This window comes from Brachybacterium sp. (assembly GCF_052095815.1).
In the GTDB taxonomy this organism is placed as follows: Bacteria; Actinomycetota; Actinomycetes; order Actinomycetales; family Dermabacteraceae; genus Brachybacterium.
This window is the reverse complement of record NZ_JBQDLF010000076.1, coordinates 1-10,886: the sequence shown is the minus strand read 5'-3', so window position 1 is coordinate 10,886 and position 10,886 is coordinate 1. Positions and strand designations below refer to the sequence as shown.

The window sequence follows — 10,886 nt, the reverse complement described above, 5'->3', positions numbered from 1 at the left end:
CGCCCGTCATCTCGATCATCCCGCTCTCGAGCAGGGCGGTCGCGACGCAGATCGTGTTGGAGCCGGAGTACAGGGGGTAGCCCATCGCTTCCATGATGATGTACCCCGCCTGGGCCTCGGGATGACGCGGCGCCACGATCAGGTCCACCGACATCGCGGGGTCTCCGTAGGGCTCCGAGAGCAGCAGCCGGCGCAGCCCGTCCCCTTCCCGCTGCAGGTAGCGGGCCTGCTCGAGGACGCTATCGCCGGGCAGCTCCTTGATCCCGGCGGTGACCACGCGGCTCACGTCCCCGCCGGACTGGGTGTCGATCAGGGTGATGCTGCGTTCACGGCGCATGGGGCGCTCCGACCGTGTCCCAGTGGCGGTCCGGGACCACCACCAGCTTGCCGATGTAGGTCTTGGCCTGGAAGGCGCGCTGGGCCTCGTGCAGCGCGGAGAGGCGGAAGGTGCGGTCCAGCAGCGGCCGGATCTGCCCGGTCTCGATATAGCCGAGGAGCCGACGGAACGCGGCGCGGGTGCCCTGCGAGGAGCCGTGCAGCTCGAGGTGCTTGAGGTACATCGTGCGCAGGTCCAGCTGCACCACCGGCCCGCCGATCGCGCCGGCGGTCGTATACCGGCCCTCGGGGCGCAGGAGCCGCAGCAGGTCGTTGAACAGGGGCCCGGCGACCAGATCGGCGACCACGTCGATCGGCCCGTCGGCCACCCGGGCAACCTCCGCGACCAGGTCCGCGTCTTCCCGCAGCACCACCTCCTCGGCGCCGATCTCGCGCAGCGCCTGCTCCTTGCCGGCGCTGGTGACCGCGTAGGGGATCGCGCCACGCACCCGAGCCAGCTGCAGCAGCGCGGAGCCGACGCCGCCGGACGCACCGGTGATCAGGATCCGCTCCCCCTCGACCAGGCGAGCCCGGTCCAGCATCTGCTCGGCGGTGAGATAGGCGCAGCAGAAGGTCGCCAGCTCCGCGTCGGTGAGGTCGGCGGTGATCTCGTGGGCGTTCTCCGCCGGCACCGCGACGTACTCGGCGTAGCCACCGTCGCGACCGTGGCCGATGTAGTCGATGTCGGCCAGGGAGTCATCGCCCTCGGGGCGGTGGTAGAGGCTGAAGTCGACCATCACCCGCTGGCCGATCCGGCGGGCGGGGATCCCGCCGCCGACGGCCGCGATGCGGCCCACGATGTCCGCGCCCTGGATGCGGGGGAACGTGAGGGTGGGGCGGCCCCGCCGCCAGCTGGAGATCTGCGACGGGTCGGTGTCGCTGCCGTAGACACCCTCGCGCACCCAGATATCGGTGTTGTTCATGCCGCAGGCGTGGACGTCGATCAGCACCTCTCCCGGTGCGGGGCTGGGGGTGCGGGCCTCGCGGGTGTGGACCAGCTGGTCCAGACCGCCGTGGCCCATCAGCCGCATCGCCTGCATGCGGGTCGGGATCGCCGCCATCGGGGCCCCTCCTGTCGATCGGGGCGCATGAGCCCGCGCTCGCGCCACTCGGGGCCAGCGTGGCAGTGCAGAACGATTCAGGTCCAGGGGGCCGCCCTCCACCAGGACTACCCGGAGGTACCCCCTCTGAGCTGTCGCCTGGGACGCGACCAGGCGACAGCTGGGAGGGGGATACCGGAGAGTAGCCCCGCGGCAGAGTAGCCCCGCGGCTGAGCAGCCCCACGGCAGAGTAGCCCCGCGGCTGAGCAGCCCGCGGCGCGTGACAGGGCGGGGCAGAACGGAGGCGACACGCGCATGACGACTGCGTCGCTCACCTTCCCTGGCCCCGACCGCACGCCCGCCTCTACGATCAAGGGGTACTCACCGCTTCCAGCGTCGGCAGCGAATCCCACCCGATCCCCGCGCCGGAGCTGTTTTGACCTCGCATCCCATCCCTTCGCCAGCGCCCCGCTCCCCGGCGCCGGGCTCCCCGACGTCGGGCCCGTCCACCCCCACGCCCTCCGCGCCGCTGTCCCCCGGCCGGCTGCGCCTGGTGATCCTGGCGATGTCGCTGGGCGCCTTCGCGATCGGCACCACCGAGTTCGCGAGCATGGGACTGCTGCCGCAGATCGCCCGCGACCTCGAGGTGTCCATCCCCCAGGCCGGAATGCTCATCACCCTGTACGCGCTCGGAGTGGTGGTGGGTGCGCCGCTGGTGACGATCGCGGCGGTGCGGATCCCGCGCGCCCGACTGCTGGTGCTGCTGATCGGCTTGATCGGGCTCGGGAACCTGGTCTCGGCCATGGCCCCGGACTTCACGACGCTGGCCGTCGCCCGCTTCGTCGCCGGGCTCCCCCACGGCGCCTACTTCGGGGTCGCCTCGCTGGTCGCCTCCCGCCTCTCCCCTCCGGGACGCCGCGCCCGATCGGTGTCCCTGGTGATGCTGGGGCTGACGATCGCGACCATGATCGGGGTGCCGGCCTCGACCGCGCTCGGCCAGATCGTGGGCTGGCGCTCGGCGTACGTGATCGTGGTGGTGATCGCCGCGGCGACCACACTGGCCATCTGGCGCCTGGTGCCCGAACCTGAAGGTACCGGTTCGACCAGCTCGATCCGCGGGGAGCTCGGTGCGCTCCGCCGCGCCCAGGTGTGGTTCGCACTCGGCATCGGCTCGATCGGCTTCGGCGGCATGTTCGCCGTCTACAGCTATATCGGCGAGATCGTCCCCGGCGTGATGGGCCTCGGCGAGCGCGCCGTGCCGCTGGCGCTGTTCGTCTTCGGTCTCGGCATGACGCTCGGCAACCTGCTCGCCGGCCGCCTTGCGGACCGCAGCATCTACGGCACCATCTTCTTCGGCCTGACCGGCATGGCGTTCAGCCTCGCGGTGTTCGGGCTGGTCGCCCAGAACGCGATCGCCGGGATGGTGGTGCTGCTCGCGATCGCGATCACCTCCCAGATGATGGGCCCCTCCCTGCAGCTGTTCCTGCTGGACGCCTCCCCGGACGCCCCGTCGCTGGCCGCTGCCCTGCACCACTCGGCGCTGAACATCGGCAACTCCCTCGGAGCTGCGCTCGGTGCGGCCGTGCTCGCCGCCGGCTGGGGCCTGCTCGCCCCGGCGTGGACCGGCGTGGTGCTGGCTGTGCTGGGCCTGGGGATCGCGGGCTGGTCGTACGCAGTGCACCAACGGCAGCTGGTACGTCGAGCCGAGGCGGCGGCGTCCATCGACAGCGAGATGCCGGCGCCCCTCTGACCCTCTGGGATCGGCGGCAGCGAGAGAGAGATCAGGCGGGCCGTCGCTCCCTCACCCGGGCGCCCCCTCCCTCATCAAGGCGATGGCGCCGCGCATCAGCGCGGGGGTCCGGAATGCCCGCACCGGTCTCCCTCTGGGAGGGTCGTCCGCATACCAGTACTCGTCCCGTGCGACGGACTCCTCCTCATCCCCGTGCGTGACCACACCGCATCCGACCAGTCGGCAGAGGGCCTCCGCGGTCTGTGCGAGCTGTCGTATGGCGCTGTCCTCGACGTGCCCACTGGCGCGGTCTATCGGCACATCACGCACATAGGGGTGCCGGAGCAGTCCCACCAGGAAGTCCACCGACTCGAAGCAGTGGATGAGGGCGCCATCACGGGGGTGATCGGGCAGCACCAGGCCGTCGGGCCCGCTGGCCACCAGAAGCGCATCCCAGATATCCCTCTCGGCCCCGTCCGTGGTCACGAAGTACCGGTCCATGGGGCAGGCATCCTCGAGCACTGCGGCGAGCAACCGGCGAGCGGCATGGATCCCCTCCTCCGTGAGGGTCGTGCCCTCACTGCTGAACAGGGGGCTGCTCGTCGGCCGCACCTCTCCGTCCTCGCGGGTGAGCCAGCCCTGACGAATGAGCAGGTTCCAAGCCTCCTGGACCCGTGAGTCCGCACCGTATGGGCGCCAGGACCAGCCGTCGGCGGGGTCGCGGCACAGCTCTTCGATCCGCCGGCGATCCACCGCGAACAGGGCCCCCTGCTTCGTGAGCCGACACCCGTCTCCGACGAAGTCGAGCAGGTGACGGACCACCCGGAGGAACGGCAGCTGTGCAGCCGCCGCCGCCATCTCGCGGCGGCCCACTTCGTCCGTGGGCTCCTCCGTCGGGGCTGGTGCGTCACCGAGGAACCAGGGCATGGGTCGGGCCGGCGGGGCGGAGGAGTCGCCGGCGGGGTCGCCGCCGAAGCGGACGGAGGCCGTGGGCAGTGCATCATCGATCGTCATGCCCCGAGCGTGGCCGACGCACCGGCCGGCGCTCCACTGTCCATCGTGCGATGTGGACGGCAGGGCGGTGTGGAGGAACGGTCCGCCAGTCCCGACCATCCACCCCTTGACTCGCCATCATGGCCCACGCCAGACTTCATGATGAAGCATCATTCACTTCCGCTGAGCGACGTTCTCATGCGCAGCAACCGAGCGGTGCGCGTGCACCCGAAGGAGGGGACGTGCTCCGTCACGACACAGCCATCGTCCCGGAGGAGGCCGCCCGCGCCGCGAGGACCGATGCACGGAGGCGGCAGATCCTGCACGCGGCCGTCCCGCTGATGGAGCGGAGCGGCTCACAAGCGGTCTCCATGCAGATGATCGCGGCTGCGGCCGGAGTCTCCGTTGGCCTGATCTACCGGTACTTCGCGAACAAGCAGGAGCTCGTGCAGGCCGTCACCGAAGGAGTGCTCGACGACATGGGGCGACTCCTCTCCGAGGCGCTGAAGCCCGAAGACGACCCGGTCCGTCAGATCGCCGGCGCGTTCGCCGCCTACTGCACCGTCATCCGGGAGAACCGCCAGGCGGTGATGCTGACCTACCGCGAGGCGAACACCCTGGACGAGGCGGCCCGTGCGGTCGTCAAGGAGCTGGAGATCCGGACCGTCGAGCCCCTGCGCAGCGCTGTGGACACCGCCGTCGAGCAGGGGTTGCTGCGGCCGATCCACGCCGAGCTGTACTCCTACGACCTGCTCACGGTGGCCCATTCCTGGGCGCTGAAGCACTGGTACTTCGCCCCGCGCATGACGTTCGAGGAGTTCCTCCGCACCCAGACGGCGCTCCTGCTCTCCACCGCCATCCGCCCGGAACACCGCAGCGACTACCCCGATCTGCTCGGCGACCTCACCTAGCACGCCGCTCCCCCACCGCAGCCCCAGGAGGCCTCATGGATTTCGTCATCGACGACGCGATGCAGGGCTATATCGACGCGGCCGCCGAGGTCGCCGCTCAGATCGCCCCCGACTACCCCCAGCGCGAGACGAATCGGATCATCGAGCCGGAGCTGCGCCTGCTCATGGGAGCACGCGGCCTGATCGCCCCGGAGCTCCCGGCGGCACTCGGCGGCCGCGGCGAGCGCGCGCTCACCACCGGCATGCTCACCGAGCAGATCGCACGGGGCGACCTCACCGTCGCGTACGTCCAGGTCATCGGCTCCCTCGTCGGCCAGATCCTGGCGCGCACCGCACGCACGGAGGTCGCGGCGCGGTGGGCCCCCCGGATCACCAGCGGTGAGGACATCGTGGCGATCGGGCTCTCGGAACCGGGCGCCGGATCCGACGCCGGCAGCCCCTCCATGACCGCCACGTCCCAGGCCGACGGCTGGGTGCTCCGCGGCACCAAGTCCATGTCCTTCGCGATGCATGCGAGCGCCGCCGTGGTGTTCGCCCGCACCGAGGAGGGACGGCGCGGTCACGGCATCAGCGCCTTCCTGGTGGAGCTGGACCGCGACGGAGTCGAGCGCCGCGTCGCCCCCGACATGGGGACCCGTGCCGTGGGCCGCGGAATGGTGGAGTTCACCGACACCTGGATCCCCGAGGAGAACCTGCTGGGCGAGCTGGGCACGGGGTTCACCCAGGTGATGCAGGGGTTCGATTTCTCCCGTGCCTTGATCGGCCTGCAGGTGCTCGGCGCCGCGCAGGTCACGCTCGAGGAGACCTGGGAGTACACCAGCTCTCGCCTGGCCTTCGACCGCCCGCTGAGCTCCTTCCAGGGGGTGGCGTTCCCGCTGGCCGAGGCGGAGACCCTGCTGGAGGCCGCCCGGCTGCTCTGCCAGAGGACCCTCTGGCTGAAGGACTCCGGGCTGCCGCACACGAAGGAGGCTGCGATGTGCAAGTGGTGGGCGCCGAAGACTGCTTACGACGTCATCCACCAGTGCCTGCTCAGCCACGGCCAGTACGGCTATCTCACCGACCGGCCGATCGAGCAGCGCCTGCGCGACGTGCTGGGGCTGCAGATCGGCGACGGCACCGCCCAGATCATGAAGCTCGTCATCGCCCGCCACAGCGTGGATCGCGAGCTCGCGCCGTGAACGCACCACCTGCCCCGAGGAGAACCGTCATGCCCCCGCCGTCAGCCCCCGCTACCAACGATCAGGATCTCACCGGGCGGATCTGCATCGTCACCGGTGCCGCGAGCGGCATCGGCAAGGGCATCGCGACCCGGCTCACGGCCGACGGGGCGATCGCGGTGGTCGCCGATCTCGACGAGGCCGCGGCCCGAGAGGTCGCCGCGGAGCTCGGTGGTGACACCCTCGCCGTCCCAGTCGACATCTCCGACCGCGCGAGCGTGGACGCGATGACCGCCCAGGTCACCGAGCACTTCGACCGGATCGATGTGCTGGTCAACAATGCCGGCTGGGACAAGGTCGGCCCGTTCCTCGAGCAGGATCCCGCGCTGTGGGATCGCATCATCGGGATCAACCTCTACGGCACGCTGCACTGCTGCCAGTCGGTGGTGCGGGTGATGACGGAGCAGGGCCACGGCACCGTCGTGAACATCGCCTCGGACGCCGCCCGCGTGGGCTCCAGCGGGGAGGCCGTGTACTCGGCCTGCAAGGGAGGGATCGTCGCGTTCACCAAGACGCTCGCCCGCGAGAGCGCCCGCGCCGGCATCACGGCGAATGTGGTGTGCCCCGGCCCGGCAGATACTCCGCTGTTCGCCTCGATCTCCGAGGACAGCCCGGGGCTGCGTGCATCACTGGAGCGGGCGATCCCGCTGCGCCGTCTCGCCCAGCCGGAGGATCTCGCGAACGCCGTCGCCTTCCTCGCCTCCCCCGCCTCGAGCTACATCACCGGCCAGACCCTGTCCGTCTCCGGCGGGCTCACCATGGCCTGAGCCCACCCCGCGATCTCACCACCGACGCAGAGAGCAGGCGAGCATGACCGAGCAGCAGCCCCGCACCTTCGAGACGATCCGCGCCGAGGTGACAGGCCCGATCGGGACGATCACGCTCCACCGCCCGGAGCAGCGCAACGCCCTCACCGCGACCATGCAGGCAGAGATCGCCCAGGCGCTGGATGCCTGGGCGGCCGACGACGCCGTGCGCGGGGTGATCATCACCGGCAGCGGCCCGAAGGCCTTCGCCGCCGGGGCGGACATCTCCGAGCTCGCCGCCTGGAAGACCGTCGACGGGCTGGCTGCCACGATGCAGAAGCTCTTCGACCGGATCCAGGACTTCCCGAAGCCCACGATCGCCGCCCTGAACGGTGTCGCGATGGGCGGCGGCCTGGAGCTCGCGATGAGCTGTGACATCCGCATCGCCGCGGAGAACGCGAGCATGGGCCTGCCCGAGGTGGGGCTCGGGGTGCTGCCCGGCGCCGGCGGCACCCAGCGGCTCTCCCGTCTGGTGGGCGTCGGCCGAGCGCTCGAGATGATCCTCACCGGCCGAGCCCTGACCGCCGAGCAGGCGGAGCACTACGGCCTGGTCACCACGGTGGTGCCCGCCGCGGAACTGCTGCCCACGGCCGCGGAGATCATGGCGAGCATCCTCGCCAAGGGCCCGCTCGCGATCCGACTCGCGAAGCTGGTCGTCGGTCCGGGAGCGGACGCGGATCAGCGGACGGGACTGCTGCTGGAGCAGCTCGCGCAGACGCTGCTCTACACGACGCAGGACAAGGCCGAGGGGGCTGCGGCGTTCTTGGAGAAGCGGGCGCCGGGGTTCGAGGGGCAGTGACCCGCGGTGGGAGCCGACGGCCCGGCGGCCGCCCGCCTCAGGATGCGGCGGGCTGCGGGGTGGTCTGCACGGAGCTCTGCGGGAACCGCTTGGCATTCCGGGCCCGGGCCTTCTCCCGCTCCTCCTCGCGGTCCTTCGGCGGGGCGGCGGTCACCAGCTCAGCCAGCAGATGCTCGGTGGCATGCGCGATCTCGGCGACCGCTCGCTCGAATGCCTCGGTGTTCGCCTGAGACGGCTTGGTCATCCCGCTGACCTTGCGCACGTACTGCAGCGCGGCATCGTGCACCTCCTGGGAGGTGGCCTCGGGCGCGAAGTTGTGGAGGGGCCTGATGTTGCGGCACATGGGACAAGGTTGGCACGGGAGCGAGGGCCGGGCAATGCCCGGCGGAGACTGCACGGCACCCTCCCCGCCTCACCCCCGCCCCCATCCGGGACAATGGACCCATGCCCACCCAGCTCACGATCACTCCGGAGTTCCAGGATGCCCTGGACCACCTGCACGCCGGCGACCACCTCTTCCTCACCGGCCGGGCAGGCACGGGCAAGTCCACGCTGATCAGGCACTTCCTGGAGACCACGACGCGGTCGACGATCACGGTCGCGCCCACCGGGATCGCGGCGCTGAACGTGAACGGGTACACGATCCACCGCCTGTTCTCCTTCCCGCTCGGGGTGAGCGAGGAGATGGTGCGCGGGGGCGGCTACTACCCGGGCCGCTTCGCGAAGGCGCTCGCGGAGCTGGACACGCTGATCATCGACGAGGCCTCGATGGTGCGCGCCGACCTCTTCGACGCCCTCACCGCGGCGCTCGAGCGCTTCGGTCCGCGGCCCGGGGAGCCGCTCGGTGGGGTGCAGCTGGTGCTCGTCGGGGACCTGTATCAGCTGCCGCCGGTGGTGACCGACGCGGAGGCGTCCTTCATCGAGGAGCGCTATGGCACACCCTTCTTCTTCTCCGCCCGCTCGTTCGACCGGGAGACCTTCCCGGTCGTCGAGCTCGCCACCGTGTTCCGCCAGCTCGGGGATGACCGACTGGTGGATCTGCTGAACGCGGTGCGCGACGGGGCACTGCTGGAGGACGCGCGCGCGGAGCTGAACCGTCGGACGGACCCGGAGTTCGAAGCCCCGCTCGAGGAGTTCTGGCTGACGCTCGCCACCACCAACCGGATCGTCGGCGCCCGGAATCGCCAGCTGCTCGAACGCTTGCCGCACCCGGCCCAGACCTTCCCCGCCGTCATCCGCGGGGAGACCGACGGGTTCGAGCGCCCCACCGATGTGCAGCTGGAGCTCGCTGTCGGCGCGCAGATCATGATGCTCACCAACGATCCGCTGGACCGCTGGGTCAACGGCACCCTGGGCCGCATCGACGCGATCGGCAGCGATGAGGACGGGCCCCTGGTCACCGTCCAGCTGCGTGACGGCCGCACCGTCCTGGTGTCCCCGTACACCTGGGACATCACTCGCCCCGGCATGCAGGGCGGCTCACTCGTCCACGAGGTGATCGGCACCTTCACCCAGCTGCCGATGAAGCTGGCCTGGGCGATCACGATCCACAAGTCCCAGGGCCAGACCCTCGAGCGGGTGATTGTGGACCTCACCGGAGGCACCTTCGCCAACGGCCAGCTGTATGTGGCGCTCTCACGCTGCACGAGCCTGGAAGGCCTGGTGCTGAAGCGCGATGTGCTGCCACGCGACTTGAAGTCCGACACCCGAGTGCGACGGTTCCTCGCCTCGCGGGCCGCGCCGGCGGACGACCTCGACGAGGTGTATCTGGCGTCCCTCGCCGTTGGCAACGACGGGGACCGCTACCGCCCCCGACCGGTCGAGATCGCGCTGGTCACCGACGAGGGCGACGAAGCGACGACCGTCATCAACCCCACCAGCGACCTGTTCGCCGCCCGCACTGAGTTCGGCCTCACCACCCGGGATGTGCAGCTCGCGCCGCTGCTGGTCGAGGCGTGGCGGGCGCTGTCCCCGCTGCTCGCCGGCCGGGTGCCGATCGGGGCGGGGGTGGACCAGCAGCTCTCCCGCATCGACTTCGAGCTCAAGCGCAATGGGATCGTGGAGCCGATGCCGCTCGGGGTCGATCTGCCGACGGGCGCCCTCACCTCCGCTGAGCGGGCCGGACTGCGTGCCCCGACGGCGCTCGAGCGTGCCCGCACGGCGCGCGCAGCCGTGCAGCGACTGCGTGCCGAGGGAGCGATGCCGGCGACCGGTGGGACCGCGTTCCCCCAGCTGGTGCGCGGGCATGGCTTCCTGCTCGCCCGCAGCACCGGGGCCGACGGGATGGAGGGCCCGGAGGGATTCGTGGTGGGTGGCAACCTCTCTGCCGAGGATGACGCCGCACTCGTGCTGGCCCAGGCGCTGGAGACCGCATGGGAGCGGGTCCTCCACCCGGATTCGCTCGTGGTGGAGCGGCTGCGCGCTGTCGAGGCGCACTACGGGGTGCGGGTGCTTCCCGACGGCTTCGAGCTCGAGGAGAAGTCAGTGTTGGACGAGGTGCTCGTGCCCGGAGCTCGGGTGTGCTTCACCGGGGAGGTCGTCTCCCCCGCCCTTGGCTTCGTGAGCCGTGACCGGCTGGAGCGGCTCGCCGAGGATCGCGGGCTCGTGGCGGTACCGAACGTCACCAAGACCAAGAGCGACGTGCTCGTGGTCGCCGAGCTCGGCACCCAGTCGAACAAGACCAAGAACGCGGTGAAGTGGGGCAAGCCGGTGATCGCGGCCGAGGAGTTCCTGGAGTGGGCCGGGCAGTGAGGACGACGTCCGCGGTGATGTCCCGCACCGCATTGTGCGGTGCCGTGCCAGCGGTCGGTCAGGCTGGGTCCCGATAGCCGATTGCAGTATCGAGCGATCGACTCAGCCCTGAATTCGAGGCAGGTCATTGCGAGCGTGCACAGCGGGTAGCACACAAGGCCCTTAGACCAGTACTTCATCGCTCGTTGGTGGGCCCCTGCTTTTGGGCATGAAAAAAGGAGTGGGAGGAGCGAAACCCTAAAAGGGTCTCAAGCTCACTCCCACT

General features: G+C 70.5%; 10 protein-coding genes. 6 read left to right on the top strand and 4 right to left on the bottom strand.

Annotated elements, in window-relative coordinates:
* The coding region (locus ACTH43_RS17830) for a proline racemase family protein (protein WP_441446237.1) at positions 1 to 337 on the bottom strand (337 nt) is incomplete at its 3' end.
* Complete coding sequence (locus tag ACTH43_RS17825; RefSeq protein WP_441446236.1) at positions 327 to 1,436, bottom strand: alcohol dehydrogenase family protein; 1,110 nt, start codon at positions 1,434 to 1,436, stop codon at positions 327 to 329. The genes ACTH43_RS17830 and ACTH43_RS17825, both read right to left, overlap by 11 nt.
* A 415-nt stretch (positions 1,437 to 1,851) precedes the next feature.
* Between ACTH43_RS17825 and ACTH43_RS17820 the strand changes: the two genes are divergently transcribed.
* The gene (locus ACTH43_RS17820) at positions 1,852 to 3,165 is read left to right on the top strand and encodes an MFS transporter (RefSeq protein ID WP_441446235.1); all 1,314 of its coding nucleotides are present in this window, start codon (positions 1,852 to 1,854) and stop codon (positions 3,163 to 3,165) included.
* Between the two features lie 51 nt (positions 3,166 to 3,216).
* On the opposite strand, the gene ACTH43_RS17815 is transcribed toward ACTH43_RS17820, so the two are convergent.
* Entirely contained in the window at positions 3,217 to 4,158 is a 942-nt protein-coding gene (locus ACTH43_RS17815) for a hypothetical protein (RefSeq protein ID WP_441446234.1), read from the bottom strand.
* Positions 4,159 to 4,379: 221 nt separating this feature from the next.
* Here ACTH43_RS17815 and ACTH43_RS17810 point away from each other — a divergent pair, with 221 nt between their 5' ends.
* From ACTH43_RS17810 to ACTH43_RS17795, 4 genes are read left to right on the top strand one after another with little or no spacing between them, the layout of a single operon-like run.
* Positions 4,380 to 5,048: a TetR/AcrR family transcriptional regulator gene (locus ACTH43_RS17810; RefSeq protein WP_441446233.1), complete on the top strand. Its 669-nt coding sequence runs from the start codon at positions 4,380 to 4,382 to the stop codon at positions 5,046 to 5,048.
* Positions 5,049 to 5,083: 35 nt separating this feature from the next.
* Positions 5,084 to 6,226 (top strand): acyl-CoA dehydrogenase family protein, encoded by a 1,143-nt coding sequence (locus ACTH43_RS17805; RefSeq protein WP_441446232.1) that lies wholly within the window; start codon positions 5,084 to 5,086, stop codon positions 6,224 to 6,226.
* A 29-nt stretch (positions 6,227 to 6,255) separates the two neighbouring features.
* The gene (locus tag ACTH43_RS17800) at positions 6,256 to 7,032 is read left to right on the top strand and encodes an SDR family NAD(P)-dependent oxidoreductase (RefSeq protein WP_441446231.1); all 777 of its coding nucleotides are present in this window, start codon (positions 6,256 to 6,258) and stop codon (positions 7,030 to 7,032) included.
* Between the two features lie 43 nt (positions 7,033 to 7,075).
* Positions 7,076 to 7,870 carry an enoyl-CoA hydratase/isomerase family protein gene (locus ACTH43_RS17795; protein ID WP_441446230.1) on the top strand — a complete coding sequence of 265 codons (795 nt, stop codon included), beginning with the start codon at positions 7,076 to 7,078 and terminating at the stop codon, positions 7,868 to 7,870.
* Between the two features lie 37 nt (positions 7,871 to 7,907).
* On the opposite strand, the gene ACTH43_RS17790 is transcribed toward ACTH43_RS17795, so the two are convergent.
* On the bottom strand, positions 7,908 to 8,213 hold the full coding sequence (locus ACTH43_RS17790; protein ID WP_441446229.1) for a DUF2277 domain-containing protein: 306 nt from the start codon (positions 8,211 to 8,213) through the stop codon (positions 7,908 to 7,910).
* Positions 8,214 to 8,314: 101 nt separating this feature from the next.
* On the opposite strand from ACTH43_RS17790, the gene ACTH43_RS17785 reads away from it, so the two are divergent.
* Positions 8,315 to 10,621, top strand: coding sequence for an AAA family ATPase (locus ACTH43_RS17785; RefSeq protein ID WP_441446228.1), 2,307 nt, complete (start codon positions 8,315 to 8,317; stop codon positions 10,619 to 10,621).
* Positions 10,622 to 10,886: the final 265 nt, after the last annotated feature.

What these genes read in the sequence shown, in the direction of transcription:
- ACTH43_RS17785 (WP_441446228.1), top strand. Translation starts at nt 8,315, where the DNA reads ATGCCCACCCAGCTCACGATCACTCCGGAGTTCCAGGATGCCCTGGAC.
- ACTH43_RS17795 (WP_441446230.1), top strand. Translation starts at nt 7,076, where the DNA reads ATGACCGAGCAGCAGCCCCGCACCTTCGAGACGATCCGCGCCGAGGTG.
- ACTH43_RS17825 (WP_441446236.1), bottom strand. Translation starts at nt 1,436, where the DNA reads ATGGCGGCGATCCCGACCCGCATGCAGGCGATGCGGCTGATGGGCCAC.
- ACTH43_RS17805 (WP_441446232.1), top strand. Translation starts at nt 5,084, where the DNA reads ATGGATTTCGTCATCGACGACGCGATGCAGGGCTATATCGACGCGGCC.
- ACTH43_RS17790 (WP_441446229.1), bottom strand. Translation starts at nt 8,213, where the DNA reads ATGTGCCGCAACATCAGGCCCCTCCACAACTTCGCGCCCGAGGCCACC.
- ACTH43_RS17815 (WP_441446234.1), bottom strand. Translation starts at nt 4,158, where the DNA reads ATGACGATCGATGATGCACTGCCCACGGCCTCCGTCCGCTTCGGCGGC.
- ACTH43_RS17800 (WP_441446231.1), top strand. Translation starts at nt 6,256, where the DNA reads ATGCCCCCGCCGTCAGCCCCCGCTACCAACGATCAGGATCTCACCGGG.